This window comes from Nesterenkonia muleiensis (assembly GCF_003600155.1).
Lineage (GTDB): Bacteria > Actinomycetota > Actinomycetes > Actinomycetales > Micrococcaceae > Nesterenkonia > Nesterenkonia muleiensis.
Map to the genome: position 1 here is coordinate 171,046 of NZ_QWLD01000040.1, position 23,529 is coordinate 194,574.

The window sequence follows — 23,529 nt, forward strand, 5'->3', positions numbered from 1 at the left end:
CCTGTCATCGATGCGAAGCCTTGAGCCCGAAGGCCGCTGCCGCGGTGAGGGTCGCCAGGCACACCATGATGACGTACAGTCCACCAAACCATGGAGAGGTCAGGTTGAGTGTCAGCACGATGCCGGTCAGTGCCAGAAAGGCCGACGTTGCCATATTCTCCCCGGCCTGGAGCGATGAGCTGGCGGTGCCCCGTTGCTCCGGAGCAGCCGAACGGAGTGTGGCGGTGGTGAGCCTCGGGTATGCGAGGCCGAAGCCGGCCCCTGTGGCCACGCTGGCGAGGAACACCGCAGGCATCGGCGCCACATGCCACACATAGAGAAGATTGACCACCGGACCGGCAAGGACCATTAGGCAGCCCGCTGCGATGATCCTGCGGTCGTATCCCGGTTCACCGGGCTTCCGGCTCTGGAGCCATGCGCCGACTGCCCAGCCGCCGGCGGCCACGGCAATCACCAATCCGGCTATGCTCGGGGCAATGTCCCGGTGCTGCTGCATATAGAGAACCAGATAGACCTCCGAAGCGGTGCCGACCGCCCCCAGCAGCGCCCGGAGACCGATGAAGCGCGGCACCCCCAGGCGCATCCGGAAGGTTCCGGCCGGCAGCAGCCTCAGCGCGGCCAAGGCGAGGATCAGCACGCCGGCAGGTACCACGACGGCTGCAAGCCAGGGCTCCTGCTGTCCGCCCACATGCACCATGACCAGCGTGGCCGAGGCCAGCACGGCCAGCAGTCCGCGGCGGCCGAAGACCGCGGTCCCTGAGCGTTGAACGGCTGGACTTTGTCGACTCTGCCAGAGCAGCGTCGACAATGCTGCCAAGGAGCCGGCGAAGACCATGGCGAAAACCATCCGCCAAGAGCTCAGGTCCGCCAGGGCGCCGGCGGCAACAGGTCCCAGCATGGACGGCAGTACCCAGGCTGCGGAGAGCAGCCCGAACATCTTCGGGCGGGCATCGTCGGGGACCAGCTGGGCGATGAGCACATACAGCACCACCGAGTTGACCCCGCCGCCGATGCCTTGGAGAAGCCGGCCCAGGATGAACGCCGCCATGGAGGGCGCCAGCGTGCAGAGCGCCACACCGCCCAGGAACAGGGCGCCACCTACAGTCAGCGGGCGGCTGGTGCCGCTGCGGTCTGCCCAATTTCCCCCGACGATCATTCCGATCAGGCCTGTGGAGACTGTGGCCGCAGCAGCCAGCGAGTACCATGCAGTGCCGCCGAGATCGGCGGCCACCACAGGCAGCACTGTGGTGACGGCGAAGAACTCGAAGGCGATGAGCGTCATCAGCAGCAGCGTGCTGAGGATGAAGGGCCATGAGGCAGATGTCCAGAGTTTGGCCGCCGGAGCCTCTTCCTCCAGGCTCACAGTTCGATGCCGATGTATTCGAGATCCTGCCCGGTGGCACCCCACTCGGTGGTCTCCTGCGGCTGGTGAATCTCCAGGACCGCCTTTCCCCTGCCGTGCCCGGTTTCGATCTCACGGTGCGCCGCTGCGACCTCCTCCAGGCGGTATCGCCTGCGGATCGTCACGTTGAGATACCCGTTGGCGGCCAGCTCTGCCAGTTCGCGGAGACGTTCCGAGGAACGTTGGCTGCGAATGAAGAGGCATCCCAGCTCATCGGCGAGGGGAGGTTCCGCGATGCTTCCGATGCGGAACCGATTCGGGGTCAGCTCAACGGCGGCGCGCAGACTGCCGCGGCCAGCCGCGTCGAGCACGGCGTCAGCGCTTTCCGAGCTTGAATGCTTTCTGACGGCAGCGCGGAGGCGACCGAGCTCGCCGGGTCCGTACTCCACGGCGACTGCACCCAGCCATCGCAGGTAGTCCTGGTTCTCAGCACCGGCTGTCCCGATTACCGTCGCACCTGCCAGGAGGGACAGCTGAACGAAAATCGTTCCCACGCCTCCGGCTGCGCCGTGGACGATCACGGTCTCACCTGCGGTGATACCCAGTGTCTCCAGCGCGGTATGCGCTGTCTGTCCGGAGGCGGACAGCACCCCTGCCGCGTCCCACGGCAGCGCGGCCGGCTTGCGGATCACCTGGGAGGCTGGCACCGTCACGTACTCTGCCGAGCAGCCGAAGACTCGGAAGCCGAGTACCGCATCCCCGATCTCGAAACCTGTCGCCAACCGGCCGGTTGCTGTCACTGTGCCGGAGAATTCATTGCCAGGGATCAGGGGCGGCTCAACAGCGACTCCAGGCGGTTGCCAGCCGGCGCGGGCTGCAGCGTCTGCCGGCTGGAGGCCAACATAGGCCACGCGCACCAGCACCTCGTCCGGGGCGATCGCCGGCATGGCGATCTTGCGCACCTGCAGAACATCAGGCCCTCCGAAGGACTCAGCGACGGCGGCACGCATGGTGGGGAGAGTCATGATCAGGATCCTTTCGTCTTTCATCAAGCGAACTTCATATAGAGTTGACTACATCAAGTGGACTTGACGTCAAGGAGGGAATCGATGCCGCAGATTCCAGAAGGGCGAAGTTGGCTCAAACCCGGAGAGGTGGCCGAACGAGCAGGTGTGGCCGTCTCCACGCTTCACTACTACGAGAGCCTGGGGCTGATCAGCAGCCGGCGCACCGCTGGGAACCGGCGTGAGTACCGCCGCGACACGCTGCGTGTGCTGGCCTTCATCCGTGCGGCGCAGAGGGTCGGAGTCTCCCTGGACAGGGTCAAAGAAGCTTTGGATCAGCTGCCACGTGAAGGTCTGCCGACCACAAAGGACTGGGCTCGTATCTCGCGCCAATGGCATGACGAGCTGACTGAGAGGATCGAGTACCTGACTGGGCTGCGCGACCGGTTTTCCGACTGCATCGGCTGCGGCTGCCTCTCCCTGAAGTCCTGCCCCTACTCCAATCCCGATGATGCGCTGGGCGCAGGCGGCCAAGGGCCCCGCCGGTTCCCGTGACATGGCCAGCAAGTCCTATCAGTGATAGATTTTCTATCGTCGATAGGAGATAGCCGTGGAGACTGCGGGACTCATCATTGCGGCTGCCGCCGGGGCGGCCATTTTCATCGTCGGGCTGTGCTACCTGACCATTCCGCGCGCCATGGTGGCGAGTTTTGGCTTCACCGCGCTGCCGGAGGATCAGGCAACGCCCTGGCTTCGAGTCAAAGGTGTCCGGGACGCTGTCACCGGGGTTGTGGCCGCCGTCCTGCTGGTGACCGCCTCGTCAGCGGTGATCGGCTGGTGCGTGCTGGCATTCACGCTGATCCCCGTCGGCGATGCCGCCATCGTGCTCAGTGCCAAGGGGAGGCCGAGTGCGGCCTGGGGGATTCACGGCAGCACGGCGGCACTGATGCTGGTGGGAGCCGGGCTGCTCCTGGCTGTCTCATCAGGGGGCTCCTCGTGACGGATTCGCCACGCCAGCGCAGGTACCGGGCTCGAGAGCAGCAGATCCTCGCACTCGCCCGGAAGATCGCCGAGGAGGAAGGTTGGCCGGCGGTCACCACTCGGCGGCTGGCCCAGGAGATCGACCACAGTCAACCGGTGATCTACCAGCATTTCGGCAGCCGCGAGCAGCTGATCCGTGCGGTGACCGTACAGGGCTTCGCCGAGCTGGCTGCTCTGGTGCGCGATATCGCAGAGGCTGGGCGACCGGCGCTGGAGAGCCTCTGCCGGGCCTATCTGGACTTCGGCACACGCAACCCAGCGCTGTATGAGGCCATGTTCACTCGGCCGACTGAGCTTCCTTTCGCGCAGTCCGATACCCCGGCTGAGCTGCGGGATTCATTCGAGGTGCTGGCCGATGCTGTCGCCCGTGAGGCCAATTTCTCAGATGACGACGACGTCGCGGCTCTGACCGAGCTCTTCTGGGCCACCTGCCACGGACTGACCAGCCTGCATTCCGCTGGCCGGATCCCGGAGCATCACCTGGACCATCAGATCCGACGCATCTCCTCGATGATCCGCGGGGACTGACCTGAATCATCCTTCCGGAGGATTCGCGCCGGGCGCAGGGCGGATAGCGTGAGAGTGCTCGAACAGCTCATGAGAAGAGGCCGGCTTTGTCCGCAGAAGGATCAGCGACATCACAGACGCCGCATCGTCAGGCGCTTATCTGGCAGCGCGCCGAAAATACAGCGATTGCCCTCGGCGTCGTTCTGGTCGTTATCGCCCTGGGGCAGCCGTGGTGGGTGCTGCTGGCAGCGTTTCTCGTCTTTGACCTCTCAGCCCTGGGCTATCTGATCAGTCAGCGTGCGGGAGCGCTCTGCTACAACCTGGTACACAACTATACGGTTCCGGCTGCGCTGATCGCCGTGTGGGCAGTGCTGCAGTGGCGTGATGCCGAGGCTTCGTGGCTGGTGCTGCTGGCCGCCTGCTGGGTGTTCCACGTCGCCGTCGACCGCGCCCTGGGCTACGGGCTGAAGCTCGGCCCGTTCAAGCACACGCACCTGGGCATCATCGGGAAGCAGCCACAGATTCCGGAGGACGCAGATTCACCTCTTGCCCCGCAGCAAAGAAGAGTTCCTGACCAGAGATAACGCACGGTCAATCAGCAGAAACCTAGGCCCAGTACTAGAGTGACTACATGCGTAAGAGACCTGACTGGATGCTGGATGAAACAGCTTTCGTCGGTCGCGAGAACCTCGATTCCGCACATGTTGCTCGATACGATGACAAAGAGGATGCGGAAGCCACGAGCGAAGTCGAACTGCTCCGTTCCTTGGGTCTTGACTCGTCCTCACTCGTTCTCGAATTCGGCTCAGGCACCGGGCAATTCGCTGTTGCCGCTGCGTCGGTTGTTGAGCACGTCGTCGCGATTGATCCCTCGCCGCCGATGCTGGCCTGTCTCCGGGAGAAGATTGCTGCTGGGGGTTTGAACAACATCGACACAGTGCACGGCGGTTTCCTCACCTACGACCATGCCCGTCGTCCAGCCGACATTGTGTATTCCCGGTACGCTTTGCATCATCTTCCCGACGCATGGAAAGCAATCGCTCTGGCACGAATCCGTTCGATGATGAAACCAGGCGGCATCCTCAGACTCTGGGACGTTGTCTACGACTTTGACCCTGCCGAGGCAACCGAGCGATTCGAGCAATGGTGCGCTGCCGGCGGCGACACTGTTGGCGAGGAATGGAGTCGCGCGGAACTTGCCGAACATATCAGTGATGAGTACTCGACGTTCGCCTGGTTGCTGGAACCCATGCTTGAACGCAGCGGATTCCGGATCGAGAAGTCCGAACAGGTTTTTGACGGCTTCGGCATGCGTCACATCGCGCGTGCTGTCTGACCGGCACGTTTAGGGGACGACGATGGCGTTGACCTGGCGAGGTGCCCAGGCGATCTCCCAGCGGTACCCGTCCGGATCCCCGAAATAGCCGCTGTAGCCGCCCCAACTGCGGTCAACTGCCCCTGAGACAGGCTCGGCACCGGCCATACGAGCCGTCTGGAGTACGGCATCGACCTCGCTTCTTGAGCCGACGTTATGGGCGAGGGTCAGCGGAGCCACTCCGGGGCCCTGGGCGATCGGGCCGACCTCCTCTTCGAACTCTGCGGCGTCCCAAAGCGAGAAGAGCAGATGCTGGCCGGCTTTGATCATGACCACACCCGGGGCCTCCAGCTCAGGCTGCCAGCCGAGACCATCGACATAGAACCTCTTTGAGCGCGCGACATCAGCGACAGCGAGAGTGACCAGAGAGATGCGCTGTTCCATATCCTCAGTGTAGTTCCGCCAGCCGTCTCCGATGCGAGCAGCATCTTCCTGTGAGGCGTGGGAGGAGCATCTGGTCAGAGTCCAGTTGTCCCATCAATCTGCTCGCGAAGAATGTCCGCGTGGCCAGCATGCCGAGCCGTCTCCTCAACCATATGGGCGAGGATCACCCGAAGAGAGTCTCGCGCGTCCTCACCGGGGTTCGGTATGGCCGCCCGGACAGAGAGGTCGGCCGTGGCGTGAACGATCTCGTCACTCCGTTGGCACGCGCGTTGGTAGGCCTCAACCACGTCAGCAGCCGCGATATCGTCCGGCACGATCATTGACTTATCAGCCTCGATCGTCTCGCCGAGAAACACGCGCTGGAACCAATGGTGCTCCACGCCTGTGAGATGGTGGACGATCCCTAGAAGACTCGTGCCGGAAGGGACCTGCGGACGCCGTAGATCCTCTTCGCTCACCCCTTCCGCAGTGCGGATCACGGAGCCTCGGACACGGTTGAGGTAAGCGAGCAGAACAAACTGCTCGGTGTACTTCTCGTCGTACTCCACATGATCCACAGTGATGCGCCATTCTCAATGTAGTGCCGGTGAACTTATCGTGCTGATGCCAAGAGCTGCGCTTTAACGGATCGCGCTCGGCGTTAACATTCACTGTACCTGTGTCGCTGCGCGCATGGATTCGATGATCCGGTCGAAGTCCTCCACCCCGTGCCCGGCGTCGATCTGTTGCTGGATGAGCCGCTGGACCGTCTCCACCGGTGCGGCGGTGATGCCCTGTTCGCGGCTGGCCCGGTTAATTGTCTCCAGCAGCGTCGTCGTCCATTCCAGACTCTGCAGCGGTTGGCTGTAGTCGCCGGTGTCCAGGTGTTCGGTGGAGTGTCCTAACAGTTCGGTCATGGCGGCCAGGAACGGAGCGGCGCGTTGGGCGTAGCTGCTTGCCGGGATGGCGACCGATTGCAGCATGGCCACACCGTGGAGGAAGCCTGCGAACATCGAATACATGCCGGAGAGCATGGCCAGATCCCAGAGCGAGGCGAGACCGGCGTCGTCGCCGTCGTAGGTGCTGGTGGCCCAGGCGTCCAGAAGCTCCCGGTGGGTGTCGAAAGCATTCTGGGAGCCGCTGTAGAGGATGACGGAGTCGGGGGAGCCGATCATTGACGGGGTGGCCATGATGGCGCCGTCCAAATACGTGATGCCGCGCTGCTCTGACCAGGCAGCGTGCTCGCGTGCCTCCTCCGGTGTGGTGGTGGTCAGGTTGATCAGGGTGCGTCCGCGTAGGGTCTCAGCCTCGGCGTCCAGCACCGCCTGGACCGAGGCGTGGTCGTAGAGGCAGACGACGATGACCTCGGAGGCGGTCATCGCCTCGCGGACCGACCCGGCCTCGGTTGCGCCTCGTCCGGTGAGTTCGCCGGCTTTGCCTGATGTGCGGTTCCAGACGGTGAGTGAGTGTCCGGCGTCGAGTGCAGTGTCGGCCAGGGCCTGGCCCATCGCGCCGAGGCCGAGCAGGGTGAGAGAGAAAGTTGTCATGGCTCCATGCTCTGTGGGCACCTAGACTTTGGGAAGTACCCACTATTTACTGGGGTACTTCCCAATTCGTAAGTCATGGAAGAAGGAGGGCCTGTGCCGGTAGCTCTGTCGAAGAATCTGCGCCGTGGGCCGTATATCTGCGGTATCGACGCAGCCATGGATGTGGTCAGCGGAAAGTGGAAAGGTCTCATCCTCTGGGAGTTGGAGGCTCACGGGGTGCGGCGGTTCGCCCAGCTGCGCCGCGGGCTTCCCGGGGTCAGCGAGAAGATGCTCACCCAGCACCTGCGGGAGATGGAGCATGACGGGCTGGTGCACCGCGAGGTCTACGCGGAGGTTCCGCCCCGGGTGGAGTACTCGCTGACCGAGCACGGCCGCAGCCTCAACGCCGCGCTCGGGGCGCTGGGGGAGTGGGGCCTGGACCGCATCGAGCGCGAGCGGCTGGATACCCAGGCGGCTGTCTGACGCGAACCGGGATGCTCGGTCTCCGCCTCACCCAGCGCCTGAGCGATGGCGGCCTCGAAAGCTGGCTCAGACTGCCGGTAGTTCCGGTAGCCGGTCCCGATCCGGCCGTAGTCGGCATCCCCTGCCGATCCGTCACTGTACTGTCGGTTCATCTCCACCCCTTGTTAATCGTTGCTGACACTACGCCTGCATCGGGTCGTAAGTCCTCAGGCCGAGATGCTCGGCGGCTGCTTTCATGGTGCTGTCGTGGGTGACCACTGTTGGATTCGTCTCCGAGAGCACCGCTGTTGCCAGATGAATGGCGTCCAGCGAACGGATATGCGGTTCGATGCTCGCGGCATAACGCAGGACTCGGTCATCGAGGCGGATGAAGGCAGTCCTGTCCAAAAGCCAGTCTCCCTCATCGAGAGGTTGGCGGTCCCGCCGCAGCACTCGGGTGAACTCCAGTCTCAGAAGCGTGGACGCAAGTAGTGTTTCTTTGTTCCCAATCGCGTGTTGAAACCATTCTTCTGCGTGGATGTCTCCGTCCGGAACAACTGTGTGCAGAGCGGCTGATGAGTCGATAAACCACATTGCCTCAGTGGTCGCCCTTCATCTCGTCGATGAGGCGATCGACGCGTTCAGGGTTGCGTGGTCGGTCGTAGTCGATGGGTGGCATGGGCGGAGGGTTATCCGACGGCGGGATGAGCATCCCAGACCGGCGAAGCCGCTCCAGCGGATCAAGGGAGGGTTCCCGGCGCCGGATCTCATACTTCTCCTCACCACGCTCAGTGATGATGATCAAGTCCTCGCCCAGCTCCAGGGCATTCAAGACCTCAGCGGTCTTCTGATTGAGATCTCGCTTGGTGAAAGTCTTCATACTATTAATGCACTACCTGTGTCAGACATCGGATAGGTCGAATAGCTCAGCTGCATCGAGAGCGGGCTGGGCCCACCGACCAGGTTCGCCGCGGCGAAGCTGCTTGCTTGTGGCGCTTACACGGTTCGGAGAGGATAGAGGCACATCAGCACCTCTACATTCCAGAGGCAGGAGCCTTTATGTCACAGCCGAACTCCGAAGACTTCTGGACACGAGCCTCCCGGCATGTGGTGGACTACGGAGGACCGTTCAGTCCGGCAGTCATCGAGCGGGCTGAAGGATCCTATGTCTACGACCAGACCGGCAAAGCGATCCTGGATTTCACCTCAGGTCAGATGAGCGCCGTCCTCGGACACGGGCACCCTGCCATCGTCGATGCGGTCAGTTCATCGGTGACGACACTGGATCATCTGTTCTCCGGAATGCTGAGCCGGCCCGTGGTGGACTTCGCCGAAAAGCTCGCCTCCACCATGCCCGATCCGCTGACCAAGACCCTGCTGCTGACCACCGGAGCGGAATCCAATGAGGCCGCGCTCAAAATGGCCAAGATGTACACCGGCGGCTATGAGGTCATCACCTTCGACCGCTCCTGGCACGGCATGACCTACGGGGCGGCCTCAGCCACCATGTCCGCAGGCCGCCGGGGCTACGGACCCTGGATGCCGGGAAGCTACGCACTGCCCACCCCGCACCCCGGCGTCTCACCCTTCCGGAACACCGACGGCAGCCACGACTGGGCCACCGAGCTCGACTACGGATTCTCGCTGATCGACAAGCAGTCCACCAGGGCGCTCGCAGCCGTGCTGGTCGAACCGATCCTCTCCTCCGGAGGCATCATCGAGCTGCCCGAGGGCTACCTCGCCAGGCTCAAGGAGCACTGCGAAGCCCGCGGCGGGCTGCTGATCCTCGATGAGGCCCAGACCGGAGTGGGGCGCACCGGCACCATGTACGCCTTCGAGCGCGACGGCGTGGTGCCGGACATCATCACCCTCTCCAAAACCCTCGGGGCGGGACTCCCCGTTGCCGCGGTCGTCACCTCCGCCGAGATCGAGGAACGCATCGCCGAACGCGGCTTCCTCTTCTACACCACTCATCTCAACGATCCGCTGGCCGCCAGCGTGGGCAGCACAGTGCTCGAGGTCGTCGAACGTGAGGGACTCGTGGAGCAGGCGGTCAAGCTCGGCAATCAGCTCGCCCAGGGTCTGCGCGACCTGCAGGACACCATGGAGGTGGTGGTCGATGTGCGCGGCCGCGGCCTGCTGCAGGGGCTGGAGCTGGGAGCACCCGAGCAGGGAACTGTGGACGATCTTGTCGCCTCCATCACCCGCGAGAGCCTGCAGCGCGGGCTCCATATCAACATCGTGCAGATTCCGGGGATGGGCGGGGTCTTCCGCATCGCACCGCCGCTGACCATCAGCGAGGCCGAACTCGCCCAAGGCATCGACATCCTCCGGGACTCGATCACCGCCGTCGTTGGGTGAGGTGCTGAGCTCTCCGGTGCAGTGCCGTGGGTAGACTGTCCGGGTGACTCCAGAAGAACTCTCCTCCGCTGTGAAAACCACTCTCGCCGAGGCGGTCGACGCCGGCGAGATCGCCCTCGACGCCATCCCTGATGAGGTGCGAGTGGAGCGGCCCAAGAGCCGCGAGCACGGAGACTGGGCCACCAATATCGCTCTGCAGCTGGCCAAGCAGGCCAAGACGAATCCGCGGCAGCTGGCAGAGGTCATCGCCGCCCGGCTCACCGAGCACCAGGGCGTCGAAGCAGTGGAGATCGCCGGACCCGGGTTTATCAACATCACGATCGACGCCGCGGCCGCCGGTCAGCTTGCCCGGACCATCGTCGAGGCCGGGGACAGCTACGGCCACAACCAGGCGCTGGCCGGACACACCATCAACCTTGAATTCGTCTCGGCCAATCCCACCGGCCCGTTGCATATGGGCCACACCCGTATGGCAGCCCTCGGTGACGCTATCGGCCGGCTGCTGCGTGCCTCGGGGGCCAGCGTGACCACCGAGTACTACATCAACGACGCCGGCAATCAGATGAACAAGTTCGCTGACTCAGTCGTCGCCGCCCTGAATGGCGAGCCGACCCCCGAAGGCGGCTATCCCGGAGAGTACATTAACGACCTCGCCCGACAGATGGCTGCCCAGCGTCCCGAGCTCCGGAAGCAGCCGAGTGAAGAGACGTTGTCGGTCGTCCGGGAACTGGCCTACCGGGCGCAGCTGGCCCAGATCCAGCAGACGCTCGCCGCCTTTCACATCGAGTTCGATGTCTACTTCTCCGAGCGCGCCCTTCACGAGGAGGGCAAGATCGACGCTGCCATCGCCACCCTCCGTGAACAGGGGCATATCGAGGATCGTGACGGGGCCGTGTTCTTGCGCACCACCGACTTCGGTGACGACAAGGACAGAGTGCTCATCAAGGCTGACGGGGAGCCCACCTATTTCGCCGCCGACGCCGCCTACTACCTGTCCAAGCGCGAGCGTGGCTTCGAGGCGAAGATCTACCTGCTCGGCGCCGACCACCACGGCTATATCGGCCGGCTCAAGGCCATCGCCGCCTGTGCCGGAGACGACCCTGAGAAGAACATCGAGGTACTCATTGGCCAGCTGATCAGTGTCAAAGGCGCGCGACTGTCCAAACGTGCCGGCAACGTCATCCTGCTCGAGGACCTCATCGAATGGCTCGGCACTGACGCCCTGCGCTATACCCTGGCCCGTTCCCCAGCCGACTCTCCGCTGGATGTTGACCCGGAAGTACTGCAGTCCAAGACCAATGACAACCCGGTCTTCTACGTCCAGTACGCCCACGCCCGGGCCTGCAACGCCGCCCGCAACGCCGAGGCCCAAGGAGTGGACCGCACAGGACCGGACGGAGGAGGGTTCGACGCCGCCCTGCTTACCCATGCCCGCGAGGAGGAGCTGCTGGCCCACCTCGCCACGTTCCCCAACACGGTCGCCCGTGCTGCAGAGCTTCGCGAGCCGCACCGGGTGGCTCGCTACCTAGAAGACCTCGCCTCGGCCTATCACGCCTGGTACGCCAAGTGCCGGATCGCGCCCAGTGTCCACGAGGACGGCACCATGGAACCCGTCACTGATCTGCACCGCACCCGTCTGTGGCTCAACGACGCCGCCGTGCAGGTGCTGCGCAACGGACTGGCCCTGCTGGGCGTCTCCGCACCGGAAAAGATGTGATCGCGTGACACCGCCTACGCCAGAGAGCGAGCAGGGGACCCGCAGCCCGTCTTGGGCTGTGGGAAGCGAGCGAACGCCCCTCGCCCCGGACTGGCTGACCGCACGGGAGAGCACCGATGACCTGGAGGCCAAGCTCTTCCCGGCAGATACCGCCCGCACTCCCGAGGGTGAGCTGATCCTCGGCGGGGTGCCGGTGAGCGAGCTGGCCGCCAGCTACGGCACCCCGCTCTACGTCGTCTCAGAGAATGACTTCCGGGCCCGGGCCCGCGGGTTCCGCGAGGCGTTCAGCCACGCTTTCGCTCCCGAGACCTCAGTCGACGTCTTCTACGCCGGCAAGGCCTTCCTGACCACCCACGCCGCCCGTTGGGCGGCCGAGGAAGGGCTGAACATCGACACCGCCAGCGGAGGAGAGCTGGCCATCGCCCTGGCCGCAGGCGTGGAACCGACCCGAATCGGCCTGCACGGCAACAATAAATCCGACGCCGAGATCACCCGCGCGGTCGAGCTCGGCATCGGCCGGATCGTCGCCGACTCCGTGGAGGAGATCGACCGCATCTCCGCCATCGCCTCGAGCCTGGGGCGCAGCGCACTGGTGATGCTCCGGCTGACCCCGGGCGTGCACGCCTCCACCCACGAGTACATCGCCACAGCACACGAGGACCAGAAGTTCGGACTCTCCCTGACTCCGGCGCCGGGAACCCAGACCACGAGCGCCAACCCCTACCTCGGCTCCCCGGCCTGGACGGCGGTGCAACGCGCCCTCGGTGCCCCGGGAGTCGAGCTGCTCGGCCTGCACTGCCATATCGGCTCGCAGATCTTCGAACCCACAGGATTCGAACTGGCCGCCCAGAAGCTGATCGCCTTCCTGGCACAGATCACCGCACATCACGGCGTCGTACTCGAGGAGCTAGACCTCGGCGGCGGGCACGGCATCGCCTACACCGAAGCCGACCACCCCAGGCCGCCGGAGGAGATCGCCCAAGCCCTGGCAGCGGCGGTTCGCAGCGCCTGCGCCGAACACGGCATCGGCATCCCCCGGATCAGCATCGAGCCTGGACGCAGCATCGCCGGACCGGCCGGAGTGACCCTCTACACCGCTGGAACCACCAAGGACGTGGTGGTCAAGGACAGTCTCACCCGGCGTTACATCGCCGTGGACGGCGGGATGGGCGACAACGCCAGGCCGGTCCTCTACGACGCCGACTATTCCGCCGTGCTGGCCTCAGCGCAGGTCACCGGTGAGCACCTGTTGTCTCGCATTGTGGGAAAGCACTGTGAATCCGGAGACATCGTGGTCAGAAACGTATACTTGCCAGCGGCTGTGTCCCGCGGAGACCTCCTCGCAGTACCGGCCACAGGCGCCTACTGCCACTCGCTGTCGAGCAACTACAACTACTTGACCCGGCCCGCGGTGGTCGCCGTCCGGAACGGTCAGGCCCAGCTGCTCATCCGCCGGGAGACCGAAGAGATGATGCTCGCCCGCGACACCGGTTACACGACCGGACAGGCCTGACGACGTTGTACCCGCACTCGCACGCTTAACACTTAAGAGGTGATGATGGTTTCGGCTGAGGACACAATCACGATCGGCCTGCTCGGCGCCGGCAGCGTAGGCGCCCACGTGGCCAGGACCCTGGTGGAGGAGCGCGAGCTGATCTCAGCCCGCGTGGGCACTCCGGTGCGGCTGGGCGGCGTCGCCGTCCGCGATCCGGAAGCCCCGCGGGACTGGAAGATCCCCGGTGAGCTGCTCACCACAGACCCCGAGGCGCTGGTGGACAGCTCGGATCTGGTCATTGAGCTCATCGGCGGCCTGGAGCCTGCCGAGGAGCTGATCGAACGCGCACTGCGCCGGGGCGCCGCAGTGGTGACCGGGAACAAAGCGCTGCTGGCTTCCCGGGGCGCTGAGCTGAACGCGATCGCCGCGGAGACCGGCGCGATGCTGCGCTATGAGGCCTCGGTGGGCGGTGCCATCCCGATTCTGCGGCCGATCGAGGAGTCACTCTCCGGTGACCGGGTGACCAAAGTGATGGGCATCGTCAACGGCACCACCAATTACATCCTCGACCAGATGGACACCACCGGTGCGGTATTCGGCGACGCCCTGGCCGAGGCGCAGAAGCTGGGCTATGCCGAGGCCGATCCCACCGCGGATGTGGCCGGGCACGACGCCGCGGCCAAGGCGGCGATCCTGGGCACTCTGGCCTTCCATGCTCCCTTCAGCTTCGACGACGTCTACTGTGAGGGCATCACCGAGGTCACCCAGGACGACATCGAGGCCGCAGCGGCCTCCGGCTATGTGATCAAGCTGCTGGCCATCGCCGAAAACCACAGCAAGGATCAAGCACCTGGGGTGGTGCTGCGGGTGCATCCCACGCTGCTGCCGCGCACTCACCCACTGGCCAGTGTGCGCGGCGCGTTCAACGCGGTGTTCGTGGTGGCAGAGAACGCCGGTGAACTGATGTTCTACGGTCAGGGTGCCGGCGGCAAACCCACCTCCAGCGCCATCATGGGCGATGTGGTCGCGGTGGCGCGAACCCTGTCCATCGGAAAAGAACTGCGGACCCCGCTGACTTACACCCCGACCATCTCCAGCGAAGTCGATCTGCCACCGCTGCCCATCGAGAAGGCCACCACCCAGTACTACATCGATATGGACGTCGCCGACCGCGAAGGAGTGATCGCGGAGATCGCCCGGGTGCTGGCCGACCATCACGTCTCCATCGAGTCGATGCGCCAACCCGGCAGCGTCACCGTGGAAGGCGAGGTGGAGGACAGCAGCAACGGCGCCAAGGTGCAGATCGTGACCCACCTGGCCAGTGAGAAGGACCTCCACGCCACGGTCCAGGAACTGCGCGGGCTGGACGTGGTCCAGGTGGTCAACTCCGTGCTGCGGGTCGAAATCGAGAAATAAGGGAGTAGAGAAGAGATGGCACACCAGTGGCGCGGGGTCATCCGCGAATACTTCGACCGGCTCCCGGTGCAGGAGGGTGATCGGATCATCAGCCTCGGCGAGGGCGGCACCCCGCTGGTCTACGCCCCTGCGCTCTCTGAGCTGGTCGACGGTGAAGTGCATGTGAAAGTCGAGGGGATGAACCCCACCGGATCCTTCAAGGACCGCGGCATGACCATGGCGATCACCGCAGCGGTCGCCGAGGGTGCCCAAGCCGTGGTCTGCGCCTCCACCGGCAACACCTCGGCCTCGGCGGCCGCCTACGCCACCCAGGCCGGGCTGACCTGCGCGGTGCTGGTGCCGGCGGGCAAGATCGCCATGGGCAAACTCTCTCAGGCCGTAGCCCACGGCGCAGAGCTGATCCAGATCGACGGGAACTTCGACGGCTGCCTGGAGGTCGCGCGCAAGCTCGCCGAGAACTACCCGGTGTTCTTAGTCAACTCGGTCAACCCCGCCCGGATCGAAGGCCAGAAGACTGCTGCCTTCGAAGTGGTCGACACACTCGGGGACGCCCCGGACTATCACCTGCTGCCGGTGGGCAATGCCGGCAACATCACCGCTTACTGGAAGGGCTACCAGGAGTACTATGACGACACGCTCAGCACCTCGCTGCCGGTGATGTGGGGCTTCCAGGCCGCAGGCGCTGCCCCGATCGTGGCCGGGCATCCGATCACCGAGCCCGAGACGGTGGCCACCGCCATCCGCATCGGCAACCCGGCCTCCTGGGAGTACGCCGAGGCCGCACGGGACGAGTCCGGAGGCGTGATCGAGGCGGTCACCGATGAACAGATCCTCGCCGCCCACCGGTGGCTCTCTGCCCGGGAGGGGATCTTCGTGGAGCCAGCCTCCGCCGCAGGGGTCGCCGGGCTGCTCAAGAACCATGCGGCAGGGCAGGTGCCCACCGGAAAGCGGTGGGTCATCACGGTCACCGGACACGGGCTGAAAGACCCCGACTGGGCCATCAACAACCCCGAGCTGAAGAACGCGGAGGGAGACCAGGCAGCACCCACCCAGGTGCCGCAGGACGTAGAGACCGTCGCCCGCACACTGGGACTCTGAACAACCGCATGGGAGCACATGTGAGCACGCAACAGGCAGGGCACCTCGGTCAGGGACTAGCACCCGGTGCCGCGGCCGGGGCTCCGAGCGAACAGCTGCGTGAACCGTTGAGCCGCGAGACCCGTTTCCAGCTGAGCGTACCGGCGACCAGCGCCAATCTCGGTCCCGGCTACGACAGCCTGGGGCTGGCCCTGGAATGGCGCGACCAGGTCCAGGTGATCGCACGGCCCCGCCGGAATCCAGCAGATGCAGATGTCGACGTCGTCGTCATCGGTGAGGGGGCGGCCGAGCTGCCCAGCGATGCCTCCCACCTGGTCATCGCCGCCGTGGAGCGGATTCTGGCGGCGAAAGGATACCTGCTGCCCGACTTGGAGGTCCGTGCCGAGAACACCATCCCGCATTCGCGGGGTCTGGGCTCCTCAGCGGCAGCGATCGCCACGGCGGTGATGACCGCCGACCAGTTGATCCCCGGGGGGCTGACCGAGGATGAGCAGCTGCAGATCGGCTCGCGCATCGAGGGCCACCCGGACAACTATGTGCCGGCGCTGCGCGGAGGAGTGGCGGTGTCGTGGACGACCGGCGACACCTCCGAGCCGGTGTTCAAGACCGCCCCGCTGGCGGTGCACCCGGAGCTGACCTGCGTGCTTGCTGTGCCGACGTATCAGCAGTCGACCCAGATCGCCCGGGACCTGCTGCCCGGCCGCGTCTCCCACGAACACGCTGCCAAGAACAGCTCGCGGGCCGCGCTGCTTGTGCATGCCATCACCGCAGAGCCGGCTCTGCTGCTGGACGCCACCGAGGACTACCTGCACCAGCAGTACCGACGGCAGGCTTTTCCGCTGTCTCTGGCACTGGTGGAGGCGCTGCGTGATCAGGGCTTGGCCGCGGTGATCTCCGGAGCCGGCCCTGCGGTGCTGGTGCTCACTCTGGCCGACCAGGCTGAGACAGCCGTGTCAGCGATCCGCTCATTCTGTGCTGAACACCCCGGCGACGACACTTTCGTGCCGCGGAATCTGCCAATAGCCCGCTCAGGTGCTACAGTAGAACCACTGCGGTGATCACTAGTTATCATCGAGTAGCTTTTGCGCAGATCGCGCTCTCCAATCCGGGCTGAAGAGACCTGCACATCCTGATGTGCGTGGCCCGTGTGCGTACTTGAGTGTACTGAGGGGATTTTTCCAACGCATTGACGCAAAAGCCTGACATGGAAACCGTTGGCCGCATCTGAACGCGGCCTGCCCGACGAGGGAGAAGGAACCTTCGTGACAGAAACCTCCACTGAAGCCCCTGAGGCTCAGGACGTGAAGAACAACGTTGACAGCAATGGCGGCGGCCTCGCCGGATTGAAACTGGCGCAGCTGAAGGCATTGGCCTCCCAGCTCGGGATCGCAGGGTCATCCCGGATGCGCAAGTCCGATCTGGTCGAGGCGATCTCCGCCCACCAGCGCGGCGGCGCAGTGGCCGACCGCAGCAAGAAGACTGAGCAGAAGCCAGACAAGCAGCGCAGCTCCGCCCCGAAGAACGCCGCGTCTGAGACCGCCGAGGCCCCTGCCGAGCAGGAGACCGAGAAAAAGGCGGGCAAGAACGGCCGTTCCCAGAAGGCCCCCGAGCAGTCAGACGACTCCAAGGGCCAGTCCAAGGGCAATAACCGTCACCGCCGCAGCCGGGGTGAGCAGGCCAAGGGCGAAGGCGGTGAACAAAACCAGCCCGCCAAGTCCGAGAACGCCCCCTCCGAGAAGCAGGACCAGCCTCAGCAGGATAAGCGCCAGGCCCAGGACAAATCGGATCAGCGTCAGGAGAAGAACAAGCGTCAGGACGACGGGCGGGACAGCCAGGATCAGCGCCACGACCAGGGCTCCCAGAACCGTGACGGCACTGACGACGATCGCAATGACCGGCGCAACCGCCGCCGTCAGCGCAACGACCGCAACCGGCGGGGCCGCGACCGTCAGCGCGGGCCTGAGTACGACGAGGAACAGGTCACTGATGAGGACCAGCTGATCCCGATTGCCGGTATCATCGACGTGCTGGACAATTACGCCTTTGTGCGGACCTCCGGCTACCTGCCGGGTCAGAACGACGTCTACGTCTCCCTTCAGCAGGTCAAGAAGAACAACCTGCGCAAGGGTGATGTGGTCACCGGCTTCATCAAGGCCCCCCACGAGAACCAGAAGCCGAACAAACGTCAGAAGTTCGCCGCACTGGTCAAGGTGGAGAAAGTCAACGGCCGCCCGGTCGAAGCCAACACCGAGCGTGTGGACTTCAACAAGCTGACTCCGCTCTATCCGCAGGACCGCCTGCGGCTGGAGGGCGATCCGAAGAACCTCGGTCCGCGTGTCATCGACCTGGTGGCGCCCATCGGCAAGGGTCAGCGCGGTCTCATCGTCTCCCCGCCCAAGGCCGGTAAGACGATGATCCTGCAGTCCCTGGCCAGCGCGATCAAGACCAACAACCCCGAGGTGCACCTGATGATGGTGCTGGTCGACGAGCGGCCTGAAGAGGTCACCGATATGCAGCGCACCGTCGACGGTGAGGTCATCGCCTCCACCTTCGACCGTCCGGCCGATGATCACACCACGGTCGCCGAACTGGCTATCGAGCGCGCCAAGCGCCTGGTGGAGCTGGGCAAGGATGTGGTGGTTCTGCTGGACTCGATGACTCGCCTGGGCCGGGCCTACAACACCGCGGCTCCGGCCTCGGGCCGTATCCTCTCCGGCGGTGTGGACGCCAATGCGCTCTACCCGCCCAAGCGGTTCTTCGGTGCGGCCCGCAATATCGAGCACGGCGGCTCGCTGACCATCCTGGCCACCGCACTGGTGGAGACCGGCTCCAAGATGGACGAGGTCATCTTCGAGGAGTTCAAGGGCACCGGCAATATGGAGCTCCGGCTCTCCCGCCGGCTGGCTGACAAGCGCATCTTCCCGGCGATCAGCGTCTCCGAGTCCTCCACCCGCCGTGAGGAGAACCTGCTCTCCCCCCAGGAGGTTCAGATCATGTGGAAACTGCGCCGGGTGCTCTCCGGTCTGGAGCAGGAGCAGGGCTTGGACCTGCTGCTGAAGAAGATCAAGGAGACCAGCTCCAACGCAGAGTTCCTGCTGCTGACCCAGAAGACCACCCTGGGCGGCAACGGCGACTAGCAGCCTCACACGAACCCGGGTCGAGCCAGTTCTCGGCCCGGGTTCTGCTGTATCCTGCCCCCACATTCACCGTCGAGTGGCCGATTCTGCCGCTAATTCCCCTCGAAACAGAGTGAAATAACGTCGCAATCGGCCACTGAAGCCTGGGAGGACAAAGGAACTACCTCATGAGCACTGAGATCAACCCCCGCATGTTCGACTCTGTGGGTACGCTGCTGGCTGAGCATCAGGACCTGCAGGCCAGGCTCGCGGAGCCGGAGACCCATGCTGACCAGGCCCTGGCCCGCAAGCTGGGCCGCCGCTACGCCCAGCTCAACGGAGTCGTGGAGGCCCACAGCCGGTGGACACAGTTGCAGGACGACCTGGAGACAGCCCAAGAGCTCGCTGATGACGACGACGACTTCGCCGCAGAGGTGCCCCGGCTCCAGGAGGAGCTGGAGGAGGCTTCTGAGCGGCTGCTGCGGATGCTCATTCCCCGTGACGAGAACGATGCCCGCAACGCGATCTTAGAGATCAAGGGCGGTGCCGGCGGTGATGAGGCCGCACTCTTCGCCGGTGACCTGCTGCGGATGTACACCCGCTTTGCGGAGTCCAAGGGGTGGAAGACCGAGCTCATCTCCTCCACCCCCTCCGATCTCGGCGGCTACAAGGACGTCCAGGTCGCGGTGAAAGCCAATACCAACGATCCGGCCGAAGGCGTCTACGCCCATCTGAAGTTCGAAGGCGGTGTCCACCGGGTCCAGCGCGTACCGGAGACTGAGTCCCAGGGCCGGATTCATACCTCTGCGGCAGGCGTACTGGTGCTGCCGGAGGTCGATGAGCCCGAGGAGATCGAGGTCAGTCAGAATGACCTCAAGATTGATGTCTACCGCTCCTCCGGACCGGGCGGGCAGAGTGTGAACACCACCGACTCCGCAGTGCGCATCACCCACTTGCCCACTGGCATCGTGGTGGCCATGCAGAACGAGAAGTCCCAGCTGCAGAACAAGGAGGCGGCCATGCGGGTGCTGCGCTCCCGGCTGCTGGCCCACCAGCAGGAGCAGCTGGACGCCGAATCCGCTGCAGTCCGCAAGTCCCAGGTGCGGACCATGGACCGCTCCGAGCGGATCCGCACCTACAACTTCCCCGAGAACCGGATCGCCGATCACCGGACCGGGTATAAGGCATACAACCTGGATGCGGTGATCAACGGCGACCTCGAGGCGGTCATCGCCTCCTGCATCCAGATGGACGAGCAGGAGCGGCTGGCCGCACTGTCTGAGGGCTGACGACGCGGCGTGGGAGGTGAGTGAGTCAGTGGAGATCTCAGTGATGATTCGTCAAGCCGCCGCACGCCTTGCCCAGGCGGGAGTTCCCAGCCCCCTGGTGGACGCTGAGCTGCTGGCCGGGCATGTGCTGGGCCTCAGCAGGGGAGAGGTCCAGGCCAAGGCGGTCTCCGGGGCCAGCCTGGAGGAGACTGACGTGGAACGGTTCCTGGCGCTGCAGCAGGAACGCGCCCGCAGGGTACCGCTGCAGCATCTGACCGGCCGTGCGCCCTTCCGGACACTTGACTTACGGGTGGGACCCGGGGCCTTCATCCCTCGTCCGGAGACTGAGACCCTCGTGGAGCTGGTGCTGGAACAGCTGCACCGGCTCGATGGCCTGGGGCAGAACAGTGCCCGGGTGGTGGACCTCGGCACCGGCTCGGGCGCGATCGCCGCCTCGATCGCCGCTGAGTTTCCCGCTGTGGAGATCCATGCGGTGGAGGTCTCTGGGGAGGCGGCAGCCTGGGCCGAGATGAATTTTGACACCTTGCCTCCGGGCTCGGCCACCGTGACGCTGCACCACTGTGATCTCCGCGATTTTCCTGATCTCATGGATCCAGAGGTGAGATTCGACGTCGTCGTCTCCAACCCGCCGTATATTCCCCCCGATATGGTGCCCCAGGAACAGGAGGTGCGTGAACATGACCCCGAGATCGCGCTCTACGGCGGGGGAGCCGACGGCTTGGACCTGCCCCGGGCGGTGATCGGTACTGCCAAGCAGATACTGGTGGGCGGCGGCTGGCTCATCCTGGAGCACGCAGAGGTTCAGGCGGTGGCGCTGGCTGAGATCTGCCGAGCCGACCCGGATCTGGAAGACGTTCAGTCCCACCTGGACCTCACTGGCCGTCCCCGGGCCACTTCGGCGGTGTTCGCGGCTGGCCCCGCATTCCGTGCTGGGGCGGGACTTCGTCAGAGTGATGCGGCCAGTGCCGAGCCGGAAGGCACGGGTTTCCTTGGTGCGGCAGGACTGGGGCAGGGCGCGGATGTGGGCGGACCGGCGGCACCAGCGTGAAAGAATACAGCCCGTGAGTGAGACCTTTGCCATGACCCAGCCGCAGCAGCGTGAGCCGGGCATCGAATCCGCACGCCAGGCCATCGGCCGGGGTGAACCGGTCGTGCTGCCCACAGACACGGTCTACGGGATCGGCGTCGATGCCTTCAACCCCCAGGCGGTGGCCGTGCTGCTGGCCGCCAAGGGCCGGAACCGAACCATGCCCCCTCCGGTGCTCATCGCACGGGCGGAGGTGATGGAGGCCCTGGCCGCAGACATCCCCGAGACTGCCCGGGCGCTGGCTGAGACCTTCTGGCCCGGGGGACTGACCCTGATCCTGCGCGCCCAGCCATCCCTGGCCTGGGACCTGGGGGAGACCAGGGGCACCGTGGCGCTGCGGATGCCCGCCGATGAGACTGCCCTGGAACTGCTGGGCGCCGTCGGGCCCATGGCGGTCTCCAGCGCCAACCGCACTGGGCTGGCCGCGGCCACCACTGCCGCTGCCGCCCAAGAGATGCTCGCCGAGTCAGTGGCCGTCTACCTCGATGACGGTGAACGCGCCCGGCAGCGGGCCTCCACCATCGTCGACTGCACCCGGGAGAATCCTGTGGTGGTGCGCGACGGTGCCATCCCCCTGCATGAGCTGCAGGCCGTGGTACCGGAGGTTCTGGGCCCCGGCGACGAGGAGAGTGCCTCTGCTGGGGATGATTCCGACCAGGGGGCGGCACCCCGCGGATGATCTATTTTCTGCTTGTGCTGACCGTCTCGGCAGTAGTCACCTATGCACTGACACCGCCGGTGCGCAAGCTCTCTCTGCGGTTGGGAATCTACACCGGGATCCGTTCCCGGGACATCCACACCGAGGTCAAACCCCGTTGGGGCGGAGTGGCTATCTATGTCGGAATGCTCGCCGGGATCGCCGTCTCCGCGCTGATTCCGCTGTTCTCCGGAATCTTCACCGACCGCACCCAGGTCCTCGGTGTCATCCTGGCTATGACGCTGATCGTGATCACCGGTATGGCCGACGACGCCTGGGACATTCACTGGTTGCTCAAGCTCATCGCCCAGGTGGGTGCGGGGGTCATCCTGGTGCTCTACGGCATTCAGCTTGAGGTCATGCCGGTGGGCTGGCTCGGTGTCGGCGGACCGCTTCTGCAGGGGCTGCTGACGGTGTTCCTGGTGGTGCTGACCATCAGCGCCTTCAACTTCATCGATGGGCTGGACGGGCTCGCCGCAGGGGTCGCTGCCATCGGCGGCGCCGCGTTCTTCGTGTACAGCTATCTGCTGACGCTGTCCATCCGGGAGTTCGAGCCTTCGCACCTGGCCACCCTGCTCATGGCGGTGCTGGTCGGCTCCTGCCTGGGCTTCCTGCCGCACAACTTCCACCCCTCCAAGCTCATCATGGGCGACACCGGGGCCATGCTGCTGGGCTTCGTGATGGCCGTGGGCGCGCTGATCGCCACCAGCTCCCTGGAGCTCCACCAGGAACAGTTCAGGTTCCGTAACATTCCTGCGTATATGCCGGTGCTGCTGCCCCTGGCCGTGATGGTCCTGCCGCTGCTTGACCTGGTGCTCGCGGTGATACGGCGCACCTGGCGCGGGCAGAGCCCCTTCTCACCTGACCGGGGCCACCTCCACCACAAGCTGCTCGACTCCGGCTACTCCCATCCCCAGGCGGTGCTGCTGCTCTACCTGTGGGCGGCGGTGGTCGCCTTCGGCTCCGTCTCCTTCAACTTCCTGCCCTGGCAGCTGGTCTCCTCCGTGATGACGGTAACCCTCGGCGCCGCCACTGTGCTCAGCCTGGGGCCGTGGCTGCGCCGCCGGGCCAGGCGCCAGCGCCGTGTCGCTGCCCGGCGAGCTCTGGATCAGAAGAAAGCCCGGATGAAGCATGAGCGGCACGGAGGCGCTCAAACATCTGGAAAAGACCAGATACCTGGGACGAAGGAGGAGCGCCCATGGTAGGCACCGGATGGCGACGTGTGCTGACCGGGACGACGGCGGCAGGTCTTGTGGCCCTGGGTCTGGCGTCGGGCGCCGCGGCCGTGCTGCACGGGTGGCAGGCCGCAGCCTCGGCAGCGGCCGGTGGGGGCGTGATCATCGCGTTGTCCTTCGTGACCCTGGCGGTGATCGACTGGGCTGACCGGCATATGCCGCATCAGATCCTGATGCTGGCCATTGCAGCATATGCCCTGAAACTCACCGCAGCGGCCATGGTGTTCGTGTCCGTCCCCGTGCCGGACTGGGTTCGTCCGGGATGGGCAGGCCTGACAGCGCTTGGTGTGCTCATCGTGTGGCAGGTGGCACTGGTGCTCACATTCATGAGACTCCGGGTCCCCATCTTCTCCCCGCCTGCGGTCGATGAGTCGTGATGCGTAAATTTTCTACGACGT

25 protein-coding genes are annotated in these 23,529 nt (G+C 65.0%); 18 read left to right on the plus strand and 7 right to left on the minus strand.

Annotated features, from left to right (window positions below; translation table 11 throughout):
* Positions 1–4: 4 nt before the first annotated feature.
* Both DVO78_RS11950 and DVO78_RS11955 read right to left on the minus strand, forming a co-directional pair.
* Positions 5–1,363, minus strand: a complete 1,359-nt coding sequence (locus DVO78_RS11950) for an MFS transporter (RefSeq protein ID WP_120005120.1) — start codon at positions 1,361–1,363, stop codon at positions 5–7.
* Complete coding sequence (locus tag DVO78_RS11955) at positions 1,360–2,367, minus strand: NADP-dependent oxidoreductase (RefSeq protein ID WP_238385273.1); 1,008 nt, start codon at positions 2,365–2,367, stop codon at positions 1,360–1,362. Before DVO78_RS11955 ends, DVO78_RS11950 begins: the two co-directional genes overlap by 4 nt.
* Positions 2,368–2,451: 84 nt before the next feature.
* Here DVO78_RS11955 and soxR point away from each other — a divergent pair, with 84 nt between their 5' ends.
* The 5 genes from soxR to DVO78_RS11980 all read left to right on the plus strand — a co-directional run bounded on the left by soxR (position 2,452) and on the right by DVO78_RS11980 (position 5,230).
* Positions 2,452–2,901: a redox-sensitive transcriptional activator SoxR gene (gene soxR / locus DVO78_RS11960; RefSeq protein WP_120005121.1), complete on the plus strand. Its 450-nt coding sequence runs from the start codon at positions 2,452–2,454 to the stop codon at positions 2,899–2,901.
* A gap of 55 nt (positions 2,902–2,956) precedes the next feature.
* Positions 2,957–3,346 (plus strand): DUF4267 domain-containing protein, encoded by a 390-nt coding sequence (locus tag DVO78_RS11965; protein ID WP_120005122.1) that lies wholly within the window; start codon positions 2,957–2,959, stop codon positions 3,344–3,346.
* A complete protein-coding gene (locus DVO78_RS11970; protein WP_120005123.1) occupies positions 3,343–3,915 on the plus strand; it encodes a TetR/AcrR family transcriptional regulator in 573 nt (190 codons plus the stop codon). Before DVO78_RS11965 ends, DVO78_RS11970 begins: the two co-directional genes overlap by 4 nt.
* 86 nt (positions 3,916–4,001) lie before the next feature.
* Positions 4,002–4,478, plus strand: a complete 477-nt coding sequence (locus DVO78_RS11975) for a DUF4260 domain-containing protein (RefSeq protein ID WP_238385274.1) — start codon at positions 4,002–4,004, stop codon at positions 4,476–4,478.
* A gap of 47 nt (positions 4,479–4,525) precedes the next feature.
* Positions 4,526–5,230, plus strand: a complete 705-nt coding sequence (locus DVO78_RS11980) for a class I SAM-dependent methyltransferase (RefSeq protein ID WP_120005124.1) — start codon at positions 4,526–4,528, stop codon at positions 5,228–5,230.
* A gap of 9 nt (positions 5,231–5,239) precedes the next feature.
* On the opposite strand, the gene DVO78_RS11985 is transcribed toward DVO78_RS11980, so the two are convergent.
* From DVO78_RS11985 to DVO78_RS11995, 3 genes are all read right to left on the minus strand, one after another.
* Positions 5,240–5,653: a VOC family protein gene (locus DVO78_RS11985; protein ID WP_120005125.1), complete on the minus strand. Its 414-nt coding sequence runs from the start codon at positions 5,651–5,653 to the stop codon at positions 5,240–5,242.
* 74 nt (positions 5,654–5,727) lie between these two features.
* Positions 5,728–6,210, minus strand: coding sequence for a DinB family protein (locus DVO78_RS11990; RefSeq protein ID WP_120005126.1), 483 nt, complete (start codon positions 6,208–6,210; stop codon positions 5,728–5,730).
* Between the two features lie 90 nt (positions 6,211–6,300).
* Positions 6,301–7,179 carry an NAD(P)-dependent oxidoreductase gene (locus DVO78_RS11995; protein ID WP_120005127.1) on the minus strand — a complete coding sequence of 293 codons (879 nt, stop codon included), beginning with the start codon at positions 7,177–7,179 and terminating at the stop codon, positions 6,301–6,303.
* Positions 7,180–7,272: 93 nt separating this feature from the next.
* On the opposite strand from DVO78_RS11995, the gene DVO78_RS12000 reads away from it, so the two are divergent.
* A complete protein-coding gene (locus tag DVO78_RS12000) occupies positions 7,273–7,641 on the plus strand; it encodes a winged helix-turn-helix transcriptional regulator (RefSeq protein ID WP_238385275.1) in 369 nt (122 codons plus the stop codon).
* 180 nt (positions 7,642–7,821) lie between these two features.
* Here the strand turns inward: DVO78_RS12000 and DVO78_RS12005 are convergent, their stop codons facing one another.
* Both DVO78_RS12005 and DVO78_RS12010 read right to left on the minus strand, forming a co-directional pair.
* Entirely contained in the window at positions 7,822–8,214 is a 393-nt protein-coding gene (locus DVO78_RS12005; protein WP_120005128.1) for a PIN domain-containing protein, read from the minus strand.
* A 4-nt stretch (positions 8,215–8,218) separates the two neighbouring features.
* Complete coding sequence (locus DVO78_RS12010; protein ID WP_120005129.1) at positions 8,219–8,500, minus strand: hypothetical protein; 282 nt, start codon at positions 8,498–8,500, stop codon at positions 8,219–8,221.
* A 179-nt stretch (positions 8,501–8,679) separates the two neighbouring features.
* On the opposite strand from DVO78_RS12010, the gene DVO78_RS12015 reads away from it, so the two are divergent.
* From DVO78_RS12015 to DVO78_RS12070, 12 genes are all read left to right on the plus strand, one after another.
* The gene (locus tag DVO78_RS12015) at positions 8,680–9,981 is read left to right on the plus strand and encodes an aspartate aminotransferase family protein (protein ID WP_120005130.1); all 1,302 of its coding nucleotides are present in this window, start codon (positions 8,680–8,682) and stop codon (positions 9,979–9,981) included.
* A gap of 43 nt (positions 9,982–10,024) precedes the next feature.
* Positions 10,025–11,698 (plus strand): arginine--tRNA ligase, encoded by a 1,674-nt coding sequence (gene argS / locus DVO78_RS12020; RefSeq protein ID WP_120005131.1) that lies wholly within the window; start codon positions 10,025–10,027, stop codon positions 11,696–11,698.
* Positions 11,699–11,756: 58 nt separating this feature from the next.
* A complete protein-coding gene (gene lysA / locus DVO78_RS12025; protein WP_120005132.1) occupies positions 11,757–13,211 on the plus strand; it encodes a diaminopimelate decarboxylase in 1,455 nt (484 codons plus the stop codon).
* A gap of 42 nt (positions 13,212–13,253) precedes the next feature.
* The gene (locus tag DVO78_RS12030; protein ID WP_238385297.1) at positions 13,254–14,609 is read left to right on the plus strand and encodes a homoserine dehydrogenase; all 1,356 of its coding nucleotides are present in this window, start codon (positions 13,254–13,256) and stop codon (positions 14,607–14,609) included.
* Between the two features lie 15 nt (positions 14,610–14,624).
* On the plus strand, positions 14,625–15,707 hold the full coding sequence (gene thrC, locus DVO78_RS12035) for a threonine synthase (RefSeq protein ID WP_120005133.1): 1,083 nt from the start codon (positions 14,625–14,627) through the stop codon (positions 15,705–15,707).
* Positions 15,708–15,727: 20 nt separating this feature from the next.
* A complete protein-coding gene (gene thrB, locus DVO78_RS12040; protein WP_157984019.1) occupies positions 15,728–16,765 on the plus strand; it encodes a homoserine kinase in 1,038 nt (345 codons plus the stop codon).
* Positions 16,766–16,969: 204 nt separating this feature from the next.
* Complete coding sequence (gene rho / locus DVO78_RS12045) at positions 16,970–18,844, plus strand: transcription termination factor Rho (protein WP_120005375.1); 1,875 nt, start codon at positions 16,970–16,972, stop codon at positions 18,842–18,844.
* Between the two features lie 191 nt (positions 18,845–19,035).
* Positions 19,036–20,112 (plus strand): peptide chain release factor 1, encoded by a 1,077-nt coding sequence (prfA, locus tag DVO78_RS12050; protein WP_120005377.1) that lies wholly within the window; start codon positions 19,036–19,038, stop codon positions 20,110–20,112.
* Between the two features lie 43 nt (positions 20,113–20,155).
* Entirely contained in the window at positions 20,156–21,160 is a 1,005-nt protein-coding gene (gene prmC / locus DVO78_RS12055) for a peptide chain release factor N(5)-glutamine methyltransferase (protein ID WP_120005376.1), read from the plus strand.
* Positions 21,161–21,173: 13 nt separating this feature from the next.
* Entirely contained in the window at positions 21,174–21,878 is a 705-nt protein-coding gene (locus DVO78_RS12060; protein WP_420799091.1) for an L-threonylcarbamoyladenylate synthase, read from the plus strand.
* On the plus strand, positions 21,875–23,101 hold the full coding sequence (locus DVO78_RS12065) for an MraY family glycosyltransferase (RefSeq protein WP_120005135.1): 1,227 nt from the start codon (positions 21,875–21,877) through the stop codon (positions 23,099–23,101). Before DVO78_RS12060 ends, DVO78_RS12065 begins: the two co-directional genes overlap by 4 nt.
* The gene (locus DVO78_RS12070) at positions 23,095–23,508 is read left to right on the plus strand and encodes a hypothetical protein (RefSeq protein WP_120005136.1); all 414 of its coding nucleotides are present in this window, start codon (positions 23,095–23,097) and stop codon (positions 23,506–23,508) included. The genes DVO78_RS12065 and DVO78_RS12070 overlap by 7 nt, the downstream gene beginning before the upstream one ends.
* Positions 23,509–23,529 lie beyond the last annotated feature (21 nt).

What these genes read in the sequence shown, in the direction of transcription:
- DVO78_RS11955 (WP_238385273.1), bottom strand. Translation starts at nt 2,367, where the DNA reads ATGACTCTCCCCACCATGCGTGCCGCCGTCGCTGAGTCCTTCGGAGGG.
- soxR (WP_120005121.1), top strand. Translation starts at nt 2,452, where the DNA reads ATGCCGCAGATTCCAGAAGGGCGAAGTTGGCTCAAACCCGGAGAGGTG.
- DVO78_RS11980 (WP_120005124.1), top strand. Translation starts at nt 4,526, where the DNA reads ATGCGTAAGAGACCTGACTGGATGCTGGATGAAACAGCTTTCGTCGGT.
- DVO78_RS11985 (WP_120005125.1), bottom strand. Translation starts at nt 5,653, where the DNA reads ATGGAACAGCGCATCTCTCTGGTCACTCTCGCTGTCGCTGATGTCGCG.
- DVO78_RS11995 (WP_120005127.1), bottom strand. Translation starts at nt 7,179, where the DNA reads ATGACAACTTTCTCTCTCACCCTGCTCGGCCTCGGCGCGATGGGCCAG.
- DVO78_RS12005 (WP_120005128.1), bottom strand. Translation starts at nt 8,214, where the DNA reads ATGTGGTTTATCGACTCATCAGCCGCTCTGCACACAGTTGTTCCGGAC.
- DVO78_RS12010 (WP_120005129.1), bottom strand. Translation starts at nt 8,500, where the DNA reads ATGAAGACTTTCACCAAGCGAGATCTCAATCAGAAGACCGCTGAGGTC.
- DVO78_RS12015 (WP_120005130.1), top strand. Translation starts at nt 8,680, where the DNA reads ATGTCACAGCCGAACTCCGAAGACTTCTGGACACGAGCCTCCCGGCAT.
- DVO78_RS12030 (WP_238385297.1), top strand. Translation starts at nt 13,254, where the DNA reads ATGATGGTTTCGGCTGAGGACACAATCACGATCGGCCTGCTCGGCGCC.
- thrC (WP_120005133.1), top strand. Translation starts at nt 14,625, where the DNA reads ATGGCACACCAGTGGCGCGGGGTCATCCGCGAATACTTCGACCGGCTC.
- prfA (WP_120005377.1), top strand. Translation starts at nt 19,036, where the DNA reads ATGTTCGACTCTGTGGGTACGCTGCTGGCTGAGCATCAGGACCTGCAG.
- prmC (WP_120005376.1), top strand. Translation starts at nt 20,156, where the DNA reads ATGATTCGTCAAGCCGCCGCACGCCTTGCCCAGGCGGGAGTTCCCAGC.
- DVO78_RS12065 (WP_120005135.1), top strand. Translation starts at nt 21,875, where the DNA reads ATGATCTATTTTCTGCTTGTGCTGACCGTCTCGGCAGTAGTCACCTAT.
- DVO78_RS12070 (WP_120005136.1), top strand. Translation starts at nt 23,095, where the DNA reads ATGGTAGGCACCGGATGGCGACGTGTGCTGACCGGGACGACGGCGGCA.